Here is a 22,811-nt window from a genome sequence, read left to right on the forward strand (position 1 = left end):
TTGAAGACTACGACGTTGATAGGCTGGGTGTGTAAGCGTAGCGATACGTTGAGCTAACCAGTACTAATGATCCGTGAGGCTTAACCTTACAACACCGAAGGTGTTTTGGTTGAGAGACTAAGATATTTGATTTTCAGCTTGAACCGAGATTTTAAGTCGATGGTTATGTGAAAGCATGACGGTTGATGAAACAGAATATGCCTGGCGGCAACAGCGCGGTGGTCCCACCTGACCCCATGCCGAACTCAGAAGTGAAACGCCGTAGCGCCGATGGTAGTGTGGGGTCTCCCCATGCGAGAGTAGGGAACTGCCAGGCTCCAAATAAACAAACAAGCCTCATGCGAAAGCATGGGGCTTTTTTGTGCTTGCTAAGTGGACAACATTGTCGGGAGCAATGTTGCACGTCGCTTGCGACGGCCCCGCAGGGGTGAGTATCAGGATGATACGAATACAAGCCCTGTACTGACGTACAGGGCTTTTTGCTGTCTGCGATTTACGAAAACCACCCTCATTTTCTCGCTATAATCCTCTGAAGAACGCATCGTTATACAGTTTAATCCACTATTTTAAATTCCCTCATCCCGCTGATTTACTATTCCCGTAGCTAAACCTCCCATCCATTAAGCGATACAGACCACAGATCACGCCTCTGACACTCACATGAATCAGATCCAGTACATACTTATGGTTGGTAAAACATAAAAGACGCAATGCTAGCAAGGCACCGCGGTACGGTTATCGAAACTGAGAAACACAACAAGCAGGCTAACTTATGGCTAAAAATACTATCTGTATTTGGTTTGATCATGATGCGGAAGACGCTGCTCATTTTTATGCTGCGACCTTTCCAGACAGCAGCGTTGGTGCCGTTATTCCTGCCCCTGGAGACTATCCAGCTGGCAAGGCAGGCGACACAATAGTTGTCGAATTTGTCGTCGCGGGTGTTTCATGCATCGGCCTCAACGGCGGGCCGCATTTCAAACATAGTGAAGCTTTTTCCTTTCAGATATCGAGCGAAGACCAGGCGGAAACGGACCACTACTGGAACGCAATTGTTGGTAATGGCGGCCAGGAAAGCGACTGCGGTTGGTGCAAAGATAAATGGGGTGTTAGCTGGCAAATTACTCCTCGCGTACTGACTGAAGCTCTGGCGACGGGGGGAGACACCGCCAGGCGTGCGTTTGGAGCGATGATGTCGATGAAGAAAATAGATGTGGCTGCTATCGAAGCGGCAATACGTGGTTGACGAGTTGAAGCACATTGGACCTATAGCCAATGCGTGTCGCCGTCATAAAACGGTAAATCCCGGCCCTAAACCTCCCGCAATAACCGGGCCGGGTTGCCTGCATAAATTCCCGGCTTAAGAATATCCTTCGTGACCACACTCCCGGCTCCTATCACTGCACCGCTACAGATAAATTCCGTCAGGATCGTGCTTCCACTGCCCACGATCACGTTGTCGCCAAGGTGAATACTAATCCAACTTTCGGGATCTGGATTGAGTTTTCCGGAGCGGAAGAGATCGTTGGCAAACGTCACATTGTGGCCAATAAAGCAGTTACTGCCGGTGGTAACTTTCTCGCAGAGAAATGAATGTGACTGAATTCGGGTTCCCGCACCAATGACACAATGTCTTTGAATCTCCACGAAAGGGCCGACGAAGACATCATCGTGCAGGGTGCATTCGTAAAGGTTTACCGGTTCGCATACCGTTACTTTGTCACTGGCTGTCACATCTCTGATACCGCTTTTTAGTATTTTCATTTTTCCTTTCCGTAGCTCCCTGGTTATCCATTTTGTGAGTCAATTCGAGCCGTGAGCGGCAACATAAACATGAAGCAAAAGGCCTGGCTTCGGGGGAGATATCAGTATATTTGCCAGCAAGCAGATTGGATCCATTTTTTTTCTAAGCGCCATCCTATTCCCATCTCCCAACTATCCTTCCCTACATTTCATCTAAAAACATAAAAGTATTAGCGATAATTTTTAATTCTTTTATCTAATCACCGCCATTGGAAATACTGCTCCCATCATCGATACAGGAGCTCTCCTCATGGCAAAACGACATTCTCTCTGGCTGGCTACGCTTGCCCTTATTGCAACGCCAGTATTCGCGGTGGACGTGACGGTTGCGTACCAAACTTCTGCTGAACCAGCCAAGGTCGCGCAGGCTGATAACACGTTTGCCAAAGACAGCGGAGCAAAAGTTGAATGGCGTAAATTCGACAGCGGCGCGAGCGTGGTCCGAGCGCTTGCATCGGGCGATGTACAAATTGGCAATATCGGCTCCAGCCCGCTGGCTGTGGCAGCAAGTCAAAATGTGCCTATCGAAGTCTTCTTGCTCGCTTCGCAATTAGGTAACTCCGAAGCGTTGGTTGTGAAGAAAGGTATCTCAAGTCCGAAAGATCTCATCGGCAAGCGTATTGCCGTACCGTTTATCTCTACAACGCATTACAGCCTGCTGGCGGCCCTGAAGCACTGGGGAATTAAGCCCGGCCAGGTAGAAATCCTTAACCTTCAGCCACCGGCAATAATTGCCGCCTGGCAGCGTGGCGACATTGACGGCGCTTATGTTTGGGCGCCTGCGGTTAACGAGCTGGAGAAAGATGGCACGGTGTTGACCGACTCCGCGCAAGTGGGCAAATGGGGTGCGCCAACACTGGATGTCTGGGTTGTGCGTAAAGATTTCGCGCAACAGCATCCTGAAGTGGTGGAAGCCTTTGCTAAAAGCGCTCTCGCTGCCCAGAAAAGCTATATCGACAACCCGGACGTTTGGCTAAAACAGCCGGATAACCTGAGCAAACTATCACGTTTGAGTGGCGTACCTGAAAGCGATGTTCCGGTGCTGGTGAAGGGTAATACCTACCTCACCGCTAACCAACAAACTGAGCAGCTTAGTGGCCCAGTAAATAAAGCGATTGTTGATACTGCCCAGTTCCTGAAAGCGCAGGGGAAAGTCCCGTCTGTGGAAACGGATTACAGCCAGTTTGTCACCGACCGCTTCGTGAAAACGCTGGCGCAGTAAGGAGTTAGCCATGTTACAGGTTTCGCATTTAAGCGCAGATTATGACGGTAAAACGGTTCTTAACGATATTAATCTGACCGTGGATGAGGGCGAGTTACTGGTGGTTCTCGGCCCATCTGGTTGCGGGAAAACTACGCTGCTGAACCTGATAGCTGGCTTTGTTCCTTATCACTCCGGCAGCATTACACTAGCGGGCAAACAGGTCACGGGGCCGGGCGTTGAGCGCGGCGTAGTATTTCAGAATGAAGGGCTACTGCCGTGGCGTTCGGTGCTGGATAACGTCGCATTTGGTTTGCAGCTTGCCGGGCAGCCAAAGCCTGTACGTGAGGAAATCGCGCTCGATATGTTGCGTAAAGTGGGGCTCGAAGATAAGGCGAAACGCGCCATCTGGCAGCTCTCCGGCGGGCAGCGTCAGAGGGTAGGGATTGCACGTGCGTTGGCGACTCGCCCGCAACTTTTACTGCTCGATGAGCCTTTCGGTGCGCTGGATGCCTTTACTCGCGAGCAAATGCAGACCTTGCTGCTCAAGCTGTGGCATGAAAGCCGCCGTCAGGTGCTGTTAATTACGCACGACATTGAAGAAGCCGTATTTCTGGCAACTGAACTGGTATTGCTGTCACCGGGGCCAGGGCGTGTGCTGGAGCGTATCCCGCTCGACTTTGGTCGCCGCTTCACCGCAGGTGAGCCATGCCGCAGTATTAAATCCGATCCGGAATTTATCGCGAAACGCGAATATGTGTTGAGCCGGGTATTTGAGCAACGTGAGGGCTTCCTATGAGCATCGTTATTCAGGATAAAGCTCGCCGTAAACGGCTGGCGTTGCGCTGGCCGTTCTCGCGCCAGATAACGTTAAGCCTCACGACGATCACTACCATCATTTTGCTGTGGTGGTGGGTGGCAGCGCAGCAGTGGGTAAGTCCACTATTTTTGCCACCGCCACTTCAGGTGCTAACAAAGCTGATTAGCATCGCTGGGCCACAAGGTTTTATGGATGCCACGCTCTGGCAGCACCTCGCTGCCAGCCTGTTGCGGATACTCACCGCGCTGTTGGCCGCAGTATTGATTGGTATTCCGGTTGGCATTGCGATGGGGCTAAGCCCGACGGTACGCGGCATTCTTGACCCACTGATCGAGCTTTATCGCCCGGTGCCGCCGCTGGCTTATTTACCACTGATGGTGATTTGGTTTGGTATCGGTGAGACCTCGAAGATCTTGCTGATTTATCTGGCGATTTTCGCCCCTGTTGCTATGTCGACCATGGCGGGAGTGCGCAGCGCAAAACAGGTTCGCATCCGTGCTGCCGAAGCGTTGGGAGCATCACGCGCTCAGATAGTCTGGTATGTGATTTTGCCCGGAGCAATGCCGGAAATCCTGACCGGATTCCGCATTGGGCTTGGCGTAGGCTGGTCAACACTGGTTGCCGCTGAGCTTATCGCCGCCACCCGTGGGCTCGGCTTTATGGTGCAATCGGCGGGTGAGTTTTTGGCAACTGATGTAGTGCTTGCGGGTATTGGTGTGATTGCGGTAATCGCATTCTGTTTAGAACTAGGGTTACGGGCATTGCAGCGCCGTTTAACCCCATGGCATGGAGAAGGGCAATGAGCGAGAAAGTGAATATTACGCCACTGGGGCCTTACATCGGTGCGCAGGTTAGTGGTTTAACGCTGAGCCGGGGCTTAACGGATAACCAATTTGAGCAGCTCTACCACGCGCTGATCCGCCATCAAGTACTGTTCCTGCGCGATCAACTTATTACACCTGCACAGCAACGAGCGCTGGCACAGCGGTTTGGCGATCTGCACATCCACCCGGTTTATCCACATGCGGAAGGTGTGAAGGAGATTATCGTGCTGGATACGCACAACGATAACCCGCCTGATAACGATAACTGGCACACCGACGTGACCTTTATCGAAACGCCGCCAGCCGGTGCGATACTGGCAGCAAAACAGCTTCCAGAATTCGGTGGTGATACATTGTGGACCAGTGGCATTGCTGCGTTCGAGGCACTTTCAGAACCGTTCAAGCGCTTGCTTTCGGGGCTAAAAGCAGAACACGATTTCCGCAAATCTTTCCCGGAGTATAAACATCTCCGTAGTGAAGAAGAGCATCAGCGCTGGCGTGAGGCGGTCGTTAAGAATCCACCGTTGTTGCATCCGGTAGTCCGCACCCATCCGGTAAGCGGTAAGCAGGCGTTGTTTGTTAACGAGGGTTTCACTACGCGGATTGTCGACCTTTCGCAAAAAGAGAGCGATGCGCTGCTCGCCTTCCTGTTTGCACATATTACGAAGCCGGAGTTCCAGGTTCGCTGGCGCTGGCAGGAAAACGATATCGCTATCTGGGATAACCGTGTCACGCAGCATTATGCGAATGCTGACTATCTCCCCGCTCGTCGCATCATGCATCGCGCAACGATTCTGGGGGATAAGCCTTTCTGGCGAGGGTGATGGGATTTTGGTGGGGGAGCTGGTCGGATAGCAATGCGCCATCCGACGCAGTTATTTTGCTCGTACCTTTGTCGCTACTAACAACGCTGTCAGTAACATCAAACTCCCTGACAACACCAGCGGCGAAATAATGCCGAGATTATCAAGTGCCAGGCCGCCAATTGCCGCTCCACAAGTATTTGCTAACTGGATCACTGCAACCTGAATAGATCCCGCTTTCTCTGCTTGATCCGCAAGTGAACGGGTGATCCACGTCGACCAGCCAACTGGAATCAGCGCAAAGGCAAAGCCCCAAATAATGGCAATGGCTGATGCGACGATTTTATCGCTCCCCCACAACACCAGAACCAGCGCACTCAGTGCCAGAATCAGCGGGGCACAGGTCAGCGACAGTTTGAGTGAACGCTTGAGGAAAACCGCAGAAAGCGATGTGCCGACAAAACTCGCAATGCCAAAACTCAACAGCACCAGCGTCAGGCCGTCGACATCAAAGCCTGCAAGCGTCATATATACCGGGCGAATGTAAGTGAAGAAGGCAAACTGCCCGGCAAAGGTCATAAATATTGCCGTCATGCCGGCCAGTACGCCCGGGCGTTTAAGCAGACCCAACATGTTTTGCTTATGCTGCGTTGATTCACCTGGCAGCGGCGGCAGTGCTTTCCACACCCATATGATACAGGCCACACCCATTAATGCCGCGCCATTAAAGACGTTGCGCCAGCCAATAATGCCGCCTAAGAAGCTACCGAGCGGGGCGGCGATAACCAGTGCGATAGAGACAGCCCCGAAGATAACTGAGAGCGCTTTTGGCACTGTACGAGCTGGAACTAACCGCATGGTTAAAGAGGCCGACATTGCCCAGAAGCCGCCGAGGGCTATCCCTAAACAGGCGCGCCCAATCAGCAACATGGAGAAGTTTTCAGCAAAGGAAACCAGCAGGCATGAGAGGGTGAGCAGCACAGAGAAAAGGATGACTACATAGCGTCTGTCGGTTGAGCGAATAATGCTGGTCACAAACAGACTTGCGAACATTGCCACAAAAGCGGTCACGGTGACAGACTGCCCGGCAACACCTTCCGAGATCCCCAGATCCTGTGCCATTGGTGTCAGCAAGCTTACTGGTAAGAACTCCACGGTAATCAGGCAGGCTACGCAAAACGCCACAGCAAATACTGCTGACCAGTTAGGCCTGGATACGGCCTTTGTCTCGTTCATCCTTTCAATATGCTCACTCATTAATCTACCCGCCGCTGCTTCCAATAAAGCCGCGTAGTGTAGCACCGTAAATGTGATGCATTTAACGTTTTGGCAACTTTTCCGAGATGTTTTAGAAATCAAGTTCCAGGGCAAAACAGAGATAAGCCATCAATTGAGAGCAATGCTGAAATTGTTCGGCACAGAAATTGATAGCATCCGGTTTGCACAGCTCTTCGAAATCGATGTTTTTCAACGCGATAAAATCTTTGCGCTTCAATTCAGTAAGCAAAGGATGGGTTTTATCAAAGCCCTTTGGCGGGCGACTTAAGCTATCGCCATCCATGATAAATCCCTGGCTTTGTAGCTCCTGTAACGCCTTTTGATAAGCGTTGGGGTTCTCATCAATACATTGGCGAATAGCACTCAGGGCTTTTGATTCGGGGTGCCAAATTCCGGCGGCAATAAAGCAACCTTCAGGGGCTATATGGAGATAGAGCCCTGGTGCATGAACGTCTTTTCCCTGGAAATGACGGAACTGAATCCCGACATTGGTTTTGTAGGGCGTTTTATCTTTGCTGAAGCGACTGTCTCGCTGCGGGCGCATAAGACTACCGCCGACTTTTTTTGGCACGGCAGTGAGCTTCGATGAAATGGCAAGAATGCCGGGCTGCATCTGCTCGATAAATCGCAGGGCAGGAGTGCGCACGGTATTTTCGTATTCATCCTGGTGGTCTTTAAACCAGTCTCGGGAATTGTTTTGCGCGAGCTTGTTCAGGAACTGCAGACTCGCCGGGCTAAAAGTTGTACCGGTAGATATCGTGGACGTCGGGGTTTTCGTTATTTGAGCATTCATTATTGATGGACCCTTATTTGAACCATTAAAGCGGCTATATCTGCGAGCTTAAGGATGGCGGATTTCTCTGTCTATCGATGTGAAACGCCTCCAACCTTAATATATTTTCCTCATATGTTAATGTTTTTTAAGCATTGGTGGTGCGATTCGGGATATGGGAGTGTAAGGCCTTAGCTTGCTAAAAGCTGGGATAACAAGGAAAAACTATGGCACACGCAATGACCTCTCATAAAAATAAGATCGCATCACTCGTTTTACTGGCACTGTCCGGCCTTACCGCCACAGTGGCTCAGGCTGACCAACTGGCCGATATTCAAAAAGCAGGCGTCGTGCGCGTCGCCACTTTTGACGCTAACCCGCCATTTGGCTCCATCGATGCTAAAACTCACGATATCGTTGGCTATGATGTTGATTTTGCGAAGGCCCTCGCAAAGTCTCTTGGCGTAAAACTGGAGCTGGTGGCAACTAATCCAGCCAACCGCATTCCTTTGCTGCAATCTGGTAAAGTGGATCTGATCGTCGCTGATATCACCATCACGCCGGAGCGCGCGCAGGTTGTCGACTTCTCCACGCCTTATTTCGTGACGGGCCAGCAATTCCTGGTACCGGCAGCGTCAGCGGACAAACTTGATGACTACGGGCACGACCGTATTGGTGCAGTAAAAGGCACGACCGGTGAGCAGGCGCTGCATCAGCGTTTCCCATCCGCTCGCGTGCTTTCCTATGACGATATCCCGCTGGCGCTGACGGCGCTGCGTAACGGCAACGTGCAGGCGATTACCCAGGACAGCACCATTCTGGCCGGTCTGTTGGCTGAAGCACCGGATAAAGCGAAGTTCAAAATTCTCCCTGACCTACTCAGCAAAGAAGAGATTGGCGTCGGGGTGAAGAAGGGCGAAACGGCACTGCTTACAGCAGTTAACGGCGAGTTAGTGAAGCTTGAGCAAAACGGTGAAGCGGCGAAGATTTACGACAGCTGGTTTGGTCCTGGCAGTAAAACTCCCCAGCCACGCGGCTTTAAAATAGAAGCTCAGTAACATGGTGAGTGCCTTATCCAAACGATCCGCGGTGCAGGCCGCGGATTTTGCACATTTACAGGATGCCAGCGTTGAGTTTCGTCAGGCTGGCAAAAGTTACGACGAAAACCAGGTCCTCAAGTCCATCGACCTGAAAATCAACGCCGGTGAAGTGGTGGCGATTTGCGGGCCTTCGGGCTCCGGTAAATCGACGTTAATCCGACTGATAAACCAGCTCGAACCGTTAAGTGCGGGGGACATTTTTATTGATGGCAAACCGACACGGGATTTGCAAGGCAAAGCTCTGCGTGCCTTGCGTAGCCGCATCGGATTTGTGTTCCAGCAGTTCAATTTATATGCTCATCTCACCGCCGAGCAGAACATCACACTTTCTCTGACGCATGTTCATGGCTGGGAACCTGATGAGGCTAAACAGCAGGCAGTAACGTTGTTGTCTCGGGTCGGGCTTGCCGAGAAAGCACATCAATATCCTGCGCAGCTTTCCGGCGGGCAGCAGCAGCGTGTGGCCATCGCCCGGGCTTTAGCATCCTCGCCGCAGATAATCTTGTTCGATGAACCCACTTCGGCACTGGATCCGGAAATGATCGGTGAAGTGCTGATGGTGATGAAATCCCTGGCCCACAGTGGCATTACGATGATTGTCGTCACCCATGAAATGCAGTTCGCCCGGGAAATTGCCGATCGGGTGGTGTTTATCGATGGCGGCGAAATTCTTGAGCAGGCTCCTCCGGCGCGGTTCTTCAGCTCACCGCAACATCCACGCACCCGGCGTTTTCTACAAAAGGTACTCGACCCTTTGCATGCCGGGTTTAAGGATGAACCATGAACTGGCACATAGACTGGGCTGGAGTCCTGACAGGACAGCCGTTGCAATGGATTATTTCCGGCTTTTTAACCACGGTCTGGGTCACCCTGGCGGGAGTACTGTTGGCAACGGCTTCAACGCTGTTATTACTCGGGCTGAGACTTGCCTGCGGGCGTATCGGTCGCGCGGTGGTTGCGGTATGGGTATCTCTGTTTCGCAACACGCCGCTGCTGGTGCAACTGCTGTTCTGGTATTTCGCCGCGTGGAATTTCCTTCCGCAGGCGTTGCGTAGCTTTATTAACGATGAGCACAGTTGGTCGATACTGCCCGGAAATGTGTGGTGGTTCACTCCGGAGTTTCTCTGCGCTGCCTGGGGGCTTGGGCTGTTTACTTCTGCATTTCTGCTCGAAGAGCTGCGCAGCGGGTTGCAGGCCGTACCTCAGGGACAGGTGGAAGCTGCGCTTTCGCAAGGCTTCTCATTCTGGTCGATCTTCCGTTGGATCCTACTTCCACAAGGGATGAGGAATGCCTGGCAGCCGATAGTGGGGCAGTATCTTAACTTGATGAAGCTCTCGTCGCTGGCCACTGGTATCGGCTTTGCGGAACTGACTTATCAGGTCAGACAAATCGAAAGCTACAACGCACATGCGCTGGAGGCTTTTGCTGTGGGAACAGTGCTGTATCTGGCTTTAGGATTGGTGATGGGTGGATTGTTCGCCTGGCTTGGCCCGCACCCGTCTGAACATAAGCGCCATGTTACTAAAGTGCGGGATACGGAGGCACAGCATGATCGCTAATCTGACGGTGATTACCGACAACCTGGATTATCTACTGTGGGGAAGAATGGCGCAGGGTGAACCGGGCGGCGTATTGCTTACGCTGCTAATGGCGGCCGGAGCGGCAGTGTTGGCGCTGGTAGGGGGGGTATTGCTGGCAGGACTCGCCTGGCGGTTTGATGGCATTGTGCGGCGGTTACTGTTTATTTGGGCTGAATTCATCCGCGGTATCCCGCTTATTTTTGTAATTTTCTGGCTCTACTTCTTGCTGCCGATTATCACCGGTAGCGATTTACCCGGTGCGCTGACCGTCACTCTGGCGCTGGCGTGGTTTACCTCTGCTGCAGTGATGCACACCACGCTCGCGGGTTTACAGGCTCTCCCGTCCGGGCAACGTGAAGCAGCGGTGGCTGGTGGATTGAATGTATGGCAAATACTGCGCCTGGTATTACTGCCACAGGCGATGCGCAACGTCTTTCCTTCCTACGTGGGGCTGTTTATCGCGCTGCTTAAAGACACTTCTCTGGCGTTCATCGTCAATGTGCCAGAGCTAACCACCGTGGCGGGACAGGTCAACAGCCGGGTACAGGTCTATCCCGCGGCCATCTTTATCTTTACGGGGTTGGTGTATTACCTGCTGTGCAGTGGCCTGAATTACATGGTGTCTCGCTGGTATCGCCGACGCGGCACTGTTGCCACACCATCGCCACTCAAAGTTTAGACAACAAAAAAGCCACTCTTTCGAGTGGCTTAATCATAGGATTTTAAAGCTAAAATTTGGTGGCCCCTGCTGGACTTGAACCAGCGACCAAGCGATTATGAGTCGCCTGCTCTAACCACTGAGCTAAGGGGCCGTGGCGCAGGATTATAATGTAACTCTCAACTTCAATCCAGTCATTGTGTGACATCTGCTGGTTTTGTAAACAATGCTGAATCAATCTCTTATGCTTGCTTCTTCATCTATCACTTCGGGGAATGTCATGATTAGCGATATCCTGCAACCGGAACTGCGGGTTGTGTTCTGCGGCATAAATCCGGGTAAGTCATCAGCGCATACCGGATATCATTTTGCACATCCTGGGAACCGTTTCTGGAAAGTGATTCATCTTGCGGGTTTTACCGAACGACAACTCAAACCTGAAGAAGAGCAACATCTGCTTGATACGCGCTGTGGCATCACGATGTTGGTCGAACGGCCCACGGTTCAGGCAAGCGAAGTTAAGTTGCAAGAACTCCGCTCAGGGACGCGTAAGTTGGTGGCAAAAATGCAGGATTATCAGCCCATGGCGCTGGCTGTGTTAGGGAAACAGGCATTCGAGCAGGCTTTCAGTCAGCGTGGTGCAAAATGGGGACGGCAGGATATTACTATCGGTGATACTGAAGTATGGATTTTGCCTAATCCCAGCGGATTGAACCGGGCCACGCTTGATGGTCTTGTGGAGTCTTATCGGGAGCTGGAGCTTTCGTTGACGGCCAAAGGAAGGTAGATAGCAGAATCACAGGCATAAAAAAGCCCTCACGAAGAGGGCTCTTTAGAAGGGCGATAAGATTAATCGTCCAGGAAGCTACGCAGTACTTCAGAACGGCTTGGGTGGCGCAGTTTGCGCAGTGCCTTCGCTTCAATCTGACGGATACGTTCGCGGGTAACGTCGAACTGTTTACCCACTTCTTCCAGCGTGTGGTCGGTATTCATATCGATACCGAAACGCATACGCAGAACTTTAGCTTCACGCGCTGTCAGGCCTGCCAGAACGTCGTGAGTTGCGTTACGCAGGCTCTCAGACGTTGCAGAGTCCAGTGGCAGCTCGAGGGTGGTATCCTCGATGAAATCACCCAGATGCGAATCTTCATCGTCGCCAATTGGCGTTTCCATGGAGATAGGCTCTTTAGCGATTTTCAGCACTTTACGGATTTTGTCTTCCGGCATCAGCATACGTTCAGCTAATTCTTCCGGCGTCGGTTCACGGCCCATCTCTTGCAGCATCTGGCGCGAAATACGGTTGAGTTTGTTGATTGTCTCAATCATATGCACAGGAATACGGATGGTACGCGCCTGGTCAGCGATAGAACGCGTGATAGCCTGACGAATCCACCATGTTGCATAAGTAGAGAACTTATAACCACGACGATATTCAAACTTATCAACCGCTTTCATCAGGCCGATGTTGCCTTCCTGAATCAAGTCGAGGAATTGCAGACCACGGTTGGTGTATTTCTTAGCGATAGAAATAACCAGACGTAAGTTTGCTTCAACCATCTCTTTCTTCGCACGACGAGCTTTCGCTTCACCGATGGACATACGACGGTTGATATCTTTAACCTGCTCGATGGTCAGGCCGGTTTCTTCTTCAATTTGTTGCAGTTTCTGCAAGCTACGATGCACGTCATCAGAAACGTCATGCAGTTTCTCAGACCATGGCTTGTTCATTGCGATGGCTGCGTTGAACCAGGTTTCGCTGGTTTCGTTGCCAGTGAACAGTGTGATGAAGTTTTTCTTCGGCATTTTGCACTGTTCAACACACAATCTCATGATCAGACGTTCTTGAGTACGAACGCGGTCCATCATGACGCGCATGCTGTTTACCAGGTAGTCGAATTGCTTCGGTACCAGGCGGAACTGTTTGAAGACTTCAGACAGTTGTTGGATTTCAGCTGCAGAATCGGCGTGTGCACGGCCTTTCGCTTTGATCGTGTCGCGAGCTTTTTCGTACTGTGTACGCAGCTCACCGAATTTTTCACGAGCAAGTTCTGGGTCGATGCTGTTGTCATCGTCAGCTTCTTCTTCGTCTTCCTCCTCATCGTCACTATTAGTGTTTTCTTCGCTGGTTAGCTCAGAACCAATGTGAGTGGCGGTAGGGGCAAGGTCTTCTTCAGCATTCGGGTCAACAAAGCCGATGATCAAATCAGACAGACGAGCTTCTTCTGCTTCAACGCGGTCGTATTGCTCAAGCAGATAAGTGATCGCTTCCGGATATTCGGCAACGGAGCACTGCACCTGGTTGATACCGTCTTCGATACGCTTAGCGATATCGATTTCACCCTCACGGGTTAACAGCTCAACGGTACCCATTTCACGCATGTACATGCGAACCGGGTCAGTAGTACGCCCGATTTCGGATTCTACGCTGGACAGTACTTGAGCGGCAGCTTCTTCCGCATCTTCGTCTGTGTTGTTTGAGTTTTCAGCAAGCAACAGGTCATCGGCGTCAGGTGCTTCTTCCATCACCTGAATGCCCATGTCATTGATCATTTGGATGATGTCTTCGATCTGATCAGAGTCGACGATATCTTCCGGCAGATGGTCATTGACCTCGGCATAGGTCAGATAGCCTTGCTCCTTGCCCTTGGTAACAAGAAGTTTAAGCTGTGACTGCGGGTTTTGCTCCATAAGACGGTATCCACACTTCAGTATTAGGGTTGGTGTCGGTCGGCGAAACCGCCAACAATAACGTAACGAGGGCTGACTTATTTTATTGCCGCTGCCCATCCTCGCGGCGTTCGGGTTTACCCGACGAATGTTCGGCAGTTAAGCCGATAGAATCTTGCAGGCTATCTTGTTCACCATTTTCCGCTTGGGCAGTGCTCGCCATCCTCACATACTTGAGTATGCTCCGGTGGCTGTGCGCTGTCCGCACGAAAACTGGTTTCACCGATAACGCCTTTACTTTTTCGCGCGTGATTCTGTTATCACGCGGACTTCCTCACGCTCCGCAGGCGTTAGCCCAGTGGTTCTGGAACGTGCCATCAATTCTTCAAACCTCAACTCCAGCACGGAATCAAACATATGTTCGAGTGCATCGTTGAACGTTTTTTCTGCAATGTCCTTATCTGCTATATCGTCCCATGAAGAGAGTTTTTCAAGGGTGGCTGCTTCATTTGTGCCGCGATATAGCTCTAAAAGCTGCCCGGTGGTTAAACCAGGTTGTGCCAGACAGGTGTTCACCAGGTCAATAAAGAGTTTTAATCCTGGCAACTTCGCCTGCTCCAGACCGCTAAGCGGTGGCACACTCGGTGCCAACTCCGGATTCTGCACCAACAGTCCTATCAGTATACGCATGGTTGTGCGTTTTAGCTGTGGAGCCGGGCGCGGGGTGCTGCTTTCCGCAAGCTTTGGCATCAGCTTTTCAAGCTGGTTATCGTCCAGAATGCCCAGTTTGTTTCCCAGTTCCTGACGCAAATAAATGCGTAGTGTTTCACCAGGTACCTGACTAATCAGGGGTAAAGCAAGAGTACTCAGTCGCGCACGGCCATCAGGTGAACTCAAATCAACCTGAGGCATCAGGCTGTTAAAAAGAAACGTCGAAAGCGGTTGAGCATGTTCCATGCGCGCTTCAAATGCTTCTTTTCCTTCTTTACGCACCAGCGTGTCGGGATCTTCACCGTCAGGTAGGAACATAAAGCGCAACTGACGTCCATCCGTCATATAAGGTAGCGCAGTTTCCAGAGCACGCCATGCAGCGTCACGCCCTGCGCGATCCCCGTCATAACAACAAACAACGGTATCCGTCACCCGGAACAACAACTGGATATGGTCAGCGGTGGTTGAGGTGCCCAATGAAGCAACGGCGTACGATATGCCGTATTGCGCCAATGCCACCACATCCATGTAGCCTTCCACAACCAATAAACGTGCTGGTTCAGGCTGGCTTTGCTGTGCTTCATACAGGCCATAGAGCTGGCGGCCTTTATGGAAAATATCGGTTTCCGGGGAGTTAAGGTATTTAGGCTGGCCATCGCCAAGCACTCGTCCACCAAAACCAATTACCCGGCCCCGTTTGTCGCGGATGGGAAACATCACCCTTTCGCGGAAACGGTCGTAACTGCGTCCCTGATCGTTAGTTACCAACATGCCTGCATCCGTCAGAGCTTGACGGTTTTCACTATTGCCACCAAAACGCTTTAATACGTTATCCCAGCCGGGAGGAGCATAGCCAATGGCGAAATGTTGAATAACTTCGTTACTTAAACCACGCCGTTCCAGATACTGGCGCGCAGATTCAGCCGATTGTTGAGCCAGGGATTGCTGATAGAAGGCGTTCAAGCCATCCATCAATTGATAAAGACTTTGCCGTTGATGACGCTCAATCTGGCTTGGTCCGCTACCGACTTCGTAAGGCACTTCAAGATTGTGCATCGCTGATAATTCTTCAACGCTTTCGACAAACTCAAGCTTGTCATAGTTCATTAAAAAATCGATGGCGTTGCCGTGTGCCCCACAGCCGAAGCAATGGTAAAACTGTTTTTCACCGTTTACGGTGAAAGAGGGGGTTTTTTCGTTATGGAACGGACAGCACGCATGATAGTTCTTGCCCTGCTTTTTGAGCTTAACACGCGCATCGATCAGATCGATGATGTCGGTGCGAGCCAGCAAGTCATTGATGAAAACACGTGGAATTCGTCCAGCCATAGGCCCCGTTTGGTACTCGCTTTCCTTCAGACATGCGATATTGCAGCAGTGCGAAAGAGCAGGAAGTATGTCAGTTCATGAACGAAAATAAGCCGCGCATTCCTTTCGGAAGCACGGCCTTTACAACTACTACAAGTCTGTTCCGGAGGTGTAAACCTCCAGGATACTAGTACAGACGAGTGCGGCGTGCGTTTTCGCGAGCCAGTTTCTTAGCGTGACGTTTCACAGCAGAAGCTTTAGCGCGTTTACGTTCAGTCGTTGGTTTTTCATAGAACTCACGACGACGAACTTCCGCCAGAACACCTGCTTTCTCACAAGAACGCTTGAAGCGACGCAGTGCTACGTCGAATGGCTCGTTTTCACGTACTTTAATTACCGGCATTAACTCTCACCTTTGATAAATTCGGTTTGCCGCTGACTGAGGCGTCAGCTATTTCAAAATGGTGCGGAATTTTACTGCAACTACTGCTGCTTTGTAAAGCACCGGACAACCAGAAACCTGGCTTTTAAGGCCGGAATCTTCCAGGGGTGCGGATTATACACCACCTACGCCCAGTATGTGAGCAAAGTTTTACAATAAGCGCTCATGGGCTTAAACTTCGCCGCAAGACTTTGAGGTAGAGAACGCCATGCGTGTACTGGGTATAGAAACATCCTGTGATGAAACCGGCATCGCCATTTACGACGATGAAAAAGGTTTGTTAGCCAATCAATTGTATAGTCAGGTGAAATTGCATGCTGACTACGGCGGCGTGGTGCCGGAGCTTGCTTCCCGTGACCATGTACGTAAAACCGTGCCATTGATTCAGACCGCTCTTAAAGAGGCTGGATTAACAGCAAAAGATATTGATGGTGTTGCCTATACCGCCGGACCAGGGCTTGTAGGAGCACTGCTTGTAGGCGCAACAATTGGCCGTTCTCTGGCGTTTGCCTGGGATGTACCCGCTGTGCCTGTGCATCACATGGAAGGGCATTTATTAGCCCCGATGCTGGAAGATAATCCGCCAGAGTTCCCGTTTGTGGCACTGCTGGTTTCCGGCGGCCATACGCAACTGATTAGTGTGACGGGTATTGGCCAATACGAACTTCTGGGTGAGTCAATTGACGACGCTGCAGGTGAAGCCTTTGATAAGACGGCCAAACTATTGGGTCTGGATTATCCTGGTGGCCCAATGTTGTCAAAAATGGCTTCTGAGGGCACTGAAGGGCGGTTTACTTTCCCACGTCCGATGACCGATCGCCCTGGTCTTGATTTCAGTTTCTCTGGTCTGAAAACATTTGCTGCGAACACGATTCGTGGCAACGAAGCAGACCCGCAAACGCGTGCCGATATCGCTCGTGCCTTTGAAGATGCGGTTGTCGATACCCTGGCAATCAAATGCAAACGTGCATTGGATCAAACTGGTTTTAAACGTCTGGTGATGGCTGGTGGTGTGAGCGCCAACCGTACACTGCGTGCGCGTATGGCAGAAATGATGGCTAAGCGCCGTGGCGAAGTCTTCTACGCTCGTCCTGAGTTTTGTACCGATAACGGTGCGATGATTGCCTATGCAGGTATGATTCGTTTGAAAGCAGGAACGGTGGGCGAATTAAGCGTAACAGTCCGCCCACGTTGGCCATTGGCTGAGTTACCTGCGGCGTAAAAACTTTGCAGAATTAGTCGAGAAGGAGTGAGCAATCACTCCTTTTTTTTGTCTTTATTTTGGCGCAGTTTCTTCCAGATTTTGGTTTCTTGCCCGCGCCATAAACGCTGAATATTGTCGTGGTGGCGCATTAAAATCAGGCAAGAGAGCATAGCGACCGGGAAGGTGAACTGCGGTTTGAACCACCAGACATAGAAAGGGGCAATCAGTGCGCTAATTATGGCACCTAGTGAGGAATAACCGCTGAGTAATACACTCAACAGCCAGGTTCCAGCCATCACGCCGGTTAAGTCCCAGCCGATAGGTGCAATAGCGCCAAAGGCGGTTGCAACCCCTTTGCCACCGTGGAAATTAAAGAAAACGGGCCAGATATGGCCAAGACAGGCAGCGATGGCGATAAGCCCAAGCCAGAAAGGTGTCACACCCAGCGCGTAAGCCGCCCAGACGGGTAACATTCCTTTGAGAACATCAAAAATGAGTACCGCTACGGCTGCACCTTTACCGCCAATTCGCATAACATTGGTCGCACCTGGGTTGCCGGAACCATTCTCTCGTGGGTTAGGGAGACCGGCGATTCGGCAGACCAGGATGGCGCTAGAAATTGAGCCGCAAAGATACGCAAGCAGGATCATGCCAGGCGCGATTGCACTCATAACGCTGTTCCATTTTGAAAGTGTCGTTGTATTCTCTGCATCTGTGGATAATACGCATATTTCGCCGGAAGTGGTATCTGGCGTGACTAAAAACCGGGCAGGGCGTGATGGATATTGTATTTATAGAGCAACTTACTGTAATCACCACTATTGGTGTTTATGACTGGGAACAAACCATCTCCCAGAAGCTGGTATTTGATATCGAGATGGCATGGGATAATAGCCTGGCCGCCAGCAGTGATGATGTAACTCATTGTTTAAGCTATGCAGATGTCAGCGAAGCGGTAATCAACCATGTATCTGGCGGCCGTTTTGCATTGGTAGAACGTGTTGCTGAAGAGGTAGCGCAATTGCTGCTGACTCGCTTTAACTCACCTTGGATCAGGTTAAAAGTCAGCAAGCCAGGCGCTGTGGCACAGGCCGCGAATGTTGGCGTGGTGATTGAGCGTGGCGTTAATCTTAAACTCAGTAAATAAGTTCATCATAGTTAAACCAAAAGTAGGTAACCTGGTCTGAACTGTGATCTTTCGCGGCAGATGCCGCTTTTTTAACGTTTGTTTTTGGGGTTAGAGGATTTTTTTAATGAGCGATCTGCACTCGTTGGTTATTGCCGCGATTCTTGGTGTTGTCGAGGGGTTAACGGAGTTTTTACCCGTCTCGTCCACCGGCCATATGATTATTGTTGGTCATCTTCTGGGATTTGAAGGTGATACCGCGAAAACATTTGAAGTGGTAATCCAGCTTGGTTCGATCTTAGCTGTTGTGGTGATGTTCTGGCGCCGCCTGTTTGGCTTGATTGGCATTCATTTTGGTCGCCAACCGCATGAAGGTACTGGAACAGGGCGTTTGTCGCTGATCCATATCTTGCTGGGTATGGTGCCTGCTGTGGTTCTGGGACTGGTATTCCACGATGCCATTAAATCACTCTTTAACCCTATAAACGTCATGTACGCATTAGTCGTCGGCGGCGTATTGCTGATTGCAGCAGAACTGTTAAAACCAAAAGTCCCGCGTGCTGATGGGGTCGATGACATCACCTATCGTCAGGCTTTTGCAATTGGTTGCTTCCAGTGCTTAGCGTTATGGCCTGGTTTTTCTCGCTCTGGTGCGACAATTTCAGGTGGGATGTTAATGGGCGTTAGCCGTTATGCAGCATCTGAGTTCTCGTTCTTGCTAGCGGTGCCGATGATGATGGGTGCCACGGTGCTGGATGTGTATAAGAGCATCGGTTTCCTAACATTGGCTGATTTGCCAATGTTTGCCGTTGGTTTTATTACCGCATTCATCGTTGCGCTGATTGCGATTAAAACCTTCCTGCAAGTTATTAAACGCATCTCCTTTATCCCGTTCGCAATTTATCGCTTTGCGGTCGCAGCAGTGGTTTATTTCGTCTTCTTCTAAAGTTCTCCACTCAGTAATAGAAAGCCACTCATATTGAGTGGCTTTTTGTTTGGCGTCTTCGTTTGTGGCAGATATCCATCAGCGAGTGGATGGTAAAGGCGTAACCAACCCCGCTTCTTTTTTCCATGCTTCCACGGCGGCAATACGGCGGCGAGTTAATTCATCGCGAATCGCGGGTCCGCTGAAACCATCATCAATCACTTCTTTGTTGGTGACGCTTTGCGCCGCATTCCATGCCGCTCGCAGCAACCTGCCTTGTGGATAATCACTGGCTTCAAAACCGGCGCGCCCACGAGCATCGGCTTCACTGGTTAACGCCACCTGTTCGACGCGCTGTGGTTTGCGCCATGCGTCGATGGCATCGAATAATTTGATGATGGTTTTGGGTTGCAGGATAGAAATCGTATGAATCAGATCGTGATATTCGGCAACCAGTTTGGCGAGGTCACGAATTTCATTCGGCACACGCATGCGCTGGCATAACCGTTCGACAAGTTTTACCCCTGCCGGGCCATGCCCATGGTGACGCGGCCAGAACTCTTTTGGCGTGAGCCCTTTACCGAGATCGTGGCACAGCGTGGCAAAGCGTACGTCAACGTCCGGGCTGAGCTGGGCGGCAATCGCCAGCGTCATCAGAACGTGAATACCGGTGTCGATTTCCGGGTGCCACTTTTCTGGCGCAGGCACACCAAATAGCGCGTCGATTTCCGGGAACAACACTTTCAATGCCCCGCATTTGCGCAGCACATCGAAATAAACCTGTGGGTTACGGCTAGTGAGGGCGTTTTCCGTCTCTTTCCACACGCGCTCCGGCGTGAGGTGCTCAAGTTCGCCGTTAGAGGCCATGGAGGACATTAGCGTCAGGGTTTCTGGGGCAATCTGGAAACTAAGATGGGCGTAACGTGCAGCAAAACGCGCCACGCGTAAAACGCGCAGCGGGTCTTCATTAAAAGCGGGAGAAACATGGCGCAGCAGACGTTTTTCGATATCGGCACGCCCGTTGTAAGGGTCGATAAATTCGCCGTGTTCGTCCTGGGCAATCGCATTGATGGTCAAATCGCGGCGCAGCAAGTCCTGCTCAAGCGTGACATCAGGCGCGGCATAACAGGTAAAACCTGTATATCCCTGGCCTGATTTACGTTCAGTACGCGCGAGTGCATATTCTTCACGTGATTTAGGGTGCAGGAACACCGGGAAATCTTTCCCTACCTGCTGGTACCCAGCATCAAGCATCTCTTGTGGTGTTGCACCAACAACCACCCAATCTTTATCTTTGACCGGTAATCTCAACAACCCATCACGTACTGCACCACCGACCAGATAAATCTTCACGCTTTAATGCCCCTGCATCCAATTACTATAATACGTAAGTGTAGGATACAGGGTTGCAGATTAGTTCATCCAGCGATCTTTCTTCTTGCGGCTTGGGATCATGTGAGGCAGCAACAGGCCGAGCAGCAGACCGAAACCAGCGACGCCGCCGCCATACATAAACCACTGCATAATGATGGCACGTTGCTTGTCATCCAACTGAACATTCGCGGCATCGACTTTCTTCTTTGCGACGATCAATTGGTTCTTAAGTTGTTGATTTTCTTCTTTAAGACCAGTGATTACGCTGTCACTCTGTGCAACTTTCTGCTGCATTTCAGCCGTGCGCTGATTCCAGGTGGTATCGATATTTGTGAGCTTGTCAGTCAGCGTCTTAACCTGGTTTTCAAGGTCCGGCACACGCGTACGCAGGCTTGGATTGGTGCTCAGTTGCGCCAGTGGGATCCAGGAGGTACGGCCATTACTGTCGCGCACCTGGCCATATTTAGTTTCTTCATTGCTTTGCAGCAATGTCACTTCTTCGCCCGCATTTACGGTGCCAAGCAAGCGGTAATTATCCCCAGGACCACTACGCACCCAGGTGTTCAATTCGTCAGATACATAACGTTTTTCATCGGCATGAGCCACTACGGAAACGCTAAGGGAGAGCAAAGTAAGGCAAATTAGGCGGAATTTGTGCATGATTTCGTCGTTATTGTCATAAATAGTGGAACGATAGTAGTGGCATCAGTCTGACGGTGCAATCCGTAAACCTGAATGAGAATCATCCTGGTGTGAATTTGACCAATTGCTCACAGCTTATGGCTCGTCAAAATGCGCGCCACTCATGGTAATTTGGCGAAAAATATTATCTACTGACACCCATCAAACGATTAAGTTCGTCAGGCATTAGCCCGATGTGACACAACCAAAAGTAAAATGACGATGACTCAGGAAATCGAACTCAAATTTATTGTTAATCCAGCTGTACTGGACTCTCTTCGTAACACATTAAATTCGCTGGAAAGCCAGCATAGTGAACCCCGCCAGTTGCTCAACATCTATTATGAAACCGCCGACAACCAGTTGCGCCGTCATGATATGGGTTTACGCATCCGTGGCGATAATGGCCGCTATGAAATGACGATGAAAATCGCAGGCCGTGTCACTGGCGGGCTGCACCAGCGCCCGGAATATAATGTTGAGCTTAGCAAGGCTGAGCTTGACCTGTCGCTGCTGCCAAAAGAAGTCTGGCCTGAGGGCCTTTCTCCGGACGATTTGCAATCCCAGCTAAACCCACTTTTCAGCACTGATTTTGCCCGCGAAAAATGGGTGGTGACGCACGGCAAAAGCCGTATCGAACTGGCGCTGGATCTCGGAGAAGTGAAAGCGGGTGAACTGTCTGAGCCATTGTGCGAGCTGGAACTGGAATTACTCGAAGGCGAGACGGCAGACGTTTTAGCCTTTGCGAAGCAACTGGTTGCTCAACCGGGTTTACGTCAGGGCAGCCTGAGCAAAGCCGCGCGTGGATACCATCTGGTGCAGGGAAATATGGAAAGAGAAATTAAGCCGTTAACGGTATTACGCGTTCCCCCGAAAGCGACGGTTGAACAAGGACTGGAAGGTTCACTGGAACTGGCGCTTAGCCACTGGCAATACCATGAAGAGCTGTGGTTGCGTGGTAACGGCAAAGCGAAAGCACAGGTTCTGGAAGCGGTTGGCCTTGTGCGCTACGCACTGGCGCTGTTTGGCGGCATTATTCCACGCAAGGCGAGTACGCAAGTTCGTGAACTGGTCGCAACTTACGAAACCATGCTGGCCTCTGACCTTAAAGCGCAGGAGCTGGCTTTCAGCGCCGAAAGTAGCCAGGCCAAACTGGCGCTGACCGAGTGGTTGGTAGGGCGTCAATGGCAGAAATTCACCGACGAAAAAGTTAACGTCAAACTGGCGGGTTCGTTTAAGCGTTTTGCGGATACTCATCTTTCGCGCCACGCCGCAGAACTGAAAGAAACTTTCCAGCGCCCGTTAGGTGACAGCTATGCTGATCAACTGCCGCGTCTGGCGCGTGAAACTGGCTCTATCCGTCTGCTGGCAGGCGTTTATGAAGATGCGAAAACGCAACCGTGGTTGGACAACTGGCAAGGGCTGCGTCATGCCATTGCGACGCGCCAACAAGTAGAAATCGAACATTATCGTAATGAAGCTATTGCGCAGGCCCCATTCTGGCTGCATAGCGGAAAATAATCCCCGTCATAC

General features: G+C 51.1%; 23 protein-coding genes, 1 tRNA gene and 2 rRNA genes. 16 read left to right on the forward strand and 10 right to left on the reverse strand.

Annotated elements, in window-relative coordinates; translation table 11 throughout:
* The 3 genes from LVQ76_RS14670 to LVQ76_RS14680 all read left to right on the forward strand — a co-directional run.
* A 23S ribosomal RNA gene (locus LVQ76_RS14670) occupies positions 1 to 88 on the forward strand; the annotation flags it as partial.
* A 112-nt stretch (positions 89 to 200) separates the two neighbouring features.
* Positions 201 to 316, forward strand: a 5S ribosomal RNA gene (gene rrf, locus LVQ76_RS14675).
* A gap of 456 nt (positions 317 to 772) precedes the next feature.
* Entirely contained in the window at positions 773 to 1,246 is a 474-nt protein-coding gene (locus LVQ76_RS14680; RefSeq protein ID WP_232921946.1) for a VOC family protein, read from the forward strand.
* A 65-nt stretch (positions 1,247 to 1,311) separates the two neighbouring features.
* Here LVQ76_RS14680 and LVQ76_RS14685 read toward each other — a convergent pair whose 3' ends face one another.
* Positions 1,312 to 1,764, reverse strand: coding sequence for an acyltransferase (locus LVQ76_RS14685; protein ID WP_232866281.1), 453 nt, complete (start codon positions 1,762 to 1,764; stop codon positions 1,312 to 1,314).
* A 289-nt stretch (positions 1,765 to 2,053) separates the two neighbouring features.
* Between LVQ76_RS14685 and tauA the strand changes: the two genes are divergently transcribed.
* Genes tauA through tauD form a run of 4 tightly spaced genes read left to right on the forward strand, consistent with a single transcriptional unit; the run spans position 2,054 to position 5,472 of the window.
* The gene (gene tauA, locus LVQ76_RS14690; protein ID WP_034460787.1) at positions 2,054 to 3,025 is read left to right on the forward strand and encodes a taurine ABC transporter substrate-binding protein; all 972 of its coding nucleotides are present in this window, start codon (positions 2,054 to 2,056) and stop codon (positions 3,023 to 3,025) included.
* Positions 3,026 to 3,035: 10 nt separating this feature from the next.
* Positions 3,036 to 3,803 (forward strand): taurine ABC transporter ATP-binding subunit, encoded by a 768-nt coding sequence (tauB, locus tag LVQ76_RS14695; RefSeq protein ID WP_232866279.1) that lies wholly within the window; start codon positions 3,036 to 3,038, stop codon positions 3,801 to 3,803.
* A complete protein-coding gene (gene tauC, locus LVQ76_RS14700) occupies positions 3,800 to 4,627 on the forward strand; it encodes a taurine ABC transporter permease TauC (protein WP_232866278.1) in 828 nt (275 codons plus the stop codon). The genes tauB and tauC overlap by 4 nt, the downstream gene beginning before the upstream one ends.
* Positions 4,624 to 5,472: a taurine dioxygenase gene (gene tauD / locus LVQ76_RS14705; protein ID WP_232866277.1), complete on the forward strand. Its 849-nt coding sequence runs from the start codon at positions 4,624 to 4,626 to the stop codon at positions 5,470 to 5,472. The genes tauC and tauD overlap by 4 nt, the downstream gene beginning before the upstream one ends.
* Positions 5,473 to 5,523: 51 nt before the next feature.
* On the opposite strand, the gene nepI is transcribed toward tauD, so the two are convergent.
* Complete coding sequence (nepI, locus tag LVQ76_RS14710; RefSeq protein WP_232866276.1) at positions 5,524 to 6,708, reverse strand: purine ribonucleoside efflux pump NepI; 1,185 nt, start codon at positions 6,706 to 6,708, stop codon at positions 5,524 to 5,526.
* A 91-nt stretch (positions 6,709 to 6,799) separates the two neighbouring features.
* Positions 6,800 to 7,522: a DUF2461 domain-containing protein gene (locus tag LVQ76_RS14715; RefSeq protein WP_232866274.1), complete on the reverse strand. Its 723-nt coding sequence runs from the start codon at positions 7,520 to 7,522 to the stop codon at positions 6,800 to 6,802.
* A 218-nt stretch (positions 7,523 to 7,740) separates the two neighbouring features.
* On the opposite strand from LVQ76_RS14715, the gene LVQ76_RS14720 reads away from it, so the two are divergent.
* The 4 genes from LVQ76_RS14720 to LVQ76_RS14735 are packed head-to-tail and all read left to right on the forward strand — an operon-like array spanning position 7,741 to position 10,861.
* Positions 7,741 to 8,559, forward strand: coding sequence for an ABC transporter substrate-binding protein (locus LVQ76_RS14720; protein WP_232866283.1), 819 nt, complete (start codon positions 7,741 to 7,743; stop codon positions 8,557 to 8,559).
* A 1-nt stretch (position 8,560) separates the two neighbouring features.
* On the forward strand, positions 8,561 to 9,385 hold the full coding sequence (locus LVQ76_RS14725) for an amino acid ABC transporter ATP-binding protein (protein ID WP_151996013.1): 825 nt from the start codon (positions 8,561 to 8,563) through the stop codon (positions 9,383 to 9,385).
* Complete coding sequence (locus tag LVQ76_RS14730) at positions 9,382 to 10,161, forward strand: amino acid ABC transporter permease (protein ID WP_232921947.1); 780 nt, start codon at positions 9,382 to 9,384, stop codon at positions 10,159 to 10,161. Before LVQ76_RS14725 ends, LVQ76_RS14730 begins: the two co-directional genes overlap by 4 nt.
* Positions 10,151 to 10,861: an amino acid ABC transporter permease gene (locus LVQ76_RS14735; protein WP_232921948.1), complete on the forward strand. Its 711-nt coding sequence runs from the start codon at positions 10,151 to 10,153 to the stop codon at positions 10,859 to 10,861. Before LVQ76_RS14730 ends, LVQ76_RS14735 begins: the two co-directional genes overlap by 11 nt.
* A gap of 57 nt (positions 10,862 to 10,918) precedes the next feature.
* Here LVQ76_RS14735 and LVQ76_RS14740 read toward each other — a convergent pair.
* A tRNA-Ile gene (locus LVQ76_RS14740) sits at positions 10,919 to 10,994 on the reverse strand.
* 126 nt (positions 10,995 to 11,120) lie between these two features.
* On the opposite strand from LVQ76_RS14740, the gene mug reads away from it, so the two are divergent.
* On the forward strand, positions 11,121 to 11,627 hold the full coding sequence (mug, locus tag LVQ76_RS14745; RefSeq protein WP_232921949.1) for a G/U mismatch-specific DNA glycosylase: 507 nt from the start codon (positions 11,121 to 11,123) through the stop codon (positions 11,625 to 11,627).
* Positions 11,628 to 11,689: 62 nt separating this feature from the next.
* On the opposite strand, the gene rpoD is transcribed toward mug, so the two are convergent.
* The 3 genes from rpoD to rpsU all read right to left on the reverse strand — a co-directional run bounded on the left by rpoD (position 11,690) and on the right by rpsU (position 15,929).
* The gene (rpoD, locus tag LVQ76_RS14750; protein ID WP_232905171.1) at positions 11,690 to 13,528 is read right to left on the reverse strand and encodes an RNA polymerase sigma factor RpoD; all 1,839 of its coding nucleotides are present in this window, start codon (positions 13,526 to 13,528) and stop codon (positions 11,690 to 11,692) included.
* 273 nt (positions 13,529 to 13,801) lie between these two features.
* Positions 13,802 to 15,547 (reverse strand): DNA primase, encoded by a 1,746-nt coding sequence (gene dnaG, locus LVQ76_RS14755; protein ID WP_232921950.1) that lies wholly within the window; start codon positions 15,545 to 15,547, stop codon positions 13,802 to 13,804.
* Positions 15,548 to 15,713: 166 nt separating this feature from the next.
* A complete protein-coding gene (rpsU, locus tag LVQ76_RS14760; protein ID WP_001144069.1) occupies positions 15,714 to 15,929 on the reverse strand; it encodes a 30S ribosomal protein S21 in 216 nt (71 codons plus the stop codon).
* A gap of 247 nt (positions 15,930 to 16,176) precedes the next feature.
* On the opposite strand from rpsU, the gene tsaD reads away from it, so the two are divergent.
* Entirely contained in the window at positions 16,177 to 17,190 is a 1,014-nt protein-coding gene (tsaD, locus tag LVQ76_RS14765; protein ID WP_232921951.1) for a tRNA (adenosine(37)-N6)-threonylcarbamoyltransferase complex transferase subunit TsaD, read from the forward strand.
* Between the two features lie 35 nt (positions 17,191 to 17,225).
* On the opposite strand, the gene plsY is transcribed toward tsaD, so the two are convergent.
* On the reverse strand, positions 17,226 to 17,843 hold the full coding sequence (plsY, locus tag LVQ76_RS14770) for a glycerol-3-phosphate 1-O-acyltransferase PlsY (protein WP_232921952.1): 618 nt from the start codon (positions 17,841 to 17,843) through the stop codon (positions 17,226 to 17,228).
* Positions 17,844 to 17,950: 107 nt separating this feature from the next.
* On the opposite strand from plsY, the gene folB reads away from it, so the two are divergent.
* Both folB and bacA read left to right on the forward strand, forming a co-directional pair.
* Complete coding sequence (gene folB, locus LVQ76_RS14775) at positions 17,951 to 18,319, forward strand: bifunctional dihydroneopterin aldolase/7,8-dihydroneopterin epimerase (RefSeq protein WP_232866264.1); 369 nt, start codon at positions 17,951 to 17,953, stop codon at positions 18,317 to 18,319.
* Positions 18,320 to 18,425: 106 nt separating this feature from the next.
* Positions 18,426 to 19,244, forward strand: a complete 819-nt coding sequence (gene bacA, locus LVQ76_RS14780) for an undecaprenyl-diphosphate phosphatase (RefSeq protein WP_232921953.1) — start codon at positions 18,426 to 18,428, stop codon at positions 19,242 to 19,244.
* Between the two features lie 78 nt (positions 19,245 to 19,322).
* Here bacA and LVQ76_RS14785 read toward each other — a convergent pair whose 3' ends face one another.
* Together LVQ76_RS14785 and LVQ76_RS14790 are read right to left on the reverse strand one after the other, a co-directional pair.
* Complete coding sequence (locus LVQ76_RS14785) at positions 19,323 to 20,576, reverse strand: multifunctional CCA addition/repair protein (RefSeq protein WP_232921954.1); 1,254 nt, start codon at positions 20,574 to 20,576, stop codon at positions 19,323 to 19,325.
* Positions 20,577 to 20,636: 60 nt separating this feature from the next.
* Positions 20,637 to 21,257: a TIGR04211 family SH3 domain-containing protein gene (locus LVQ76_RS14790; protein WP_064516062.1), complete on the reverse strand. Its 621-nt coding sequence runs from the start codon at positions 21,255 to 21,257 to the stop codon at positions 20,637 to 20,639.
* Between the two features lie 243 nt (positions 21,258 to 21,500).
* Here LVQ76_RS14790 and LVQ76_RS14795 point away from each other — a divergent pair, with 243 nt between their 5' ends.
* A complete protein-coding gene (locus tag LVQ76_RS14795) occupies positions 21,501 to 22,799 on the forward strand; it encodes a CYTH domain-containing protein (protein ID WP_232921955.1) in 1,299 nt (432 codons plus the stop codon).
* The last annotated feature ends 12 nt before the right edge of the window (positions 22,800 to 22,811 follow it).

Source organism: Buttiauxella cochleicola, from assembly GCF_021283185.1.
GTDB classification, from domain to species: Bacteria; Pseudomonadota; Gammaproteobacteria; order Enterobacterales; family Enterobacteriaceae; genus Buttiauxella; species Buttiauxella massiliensis.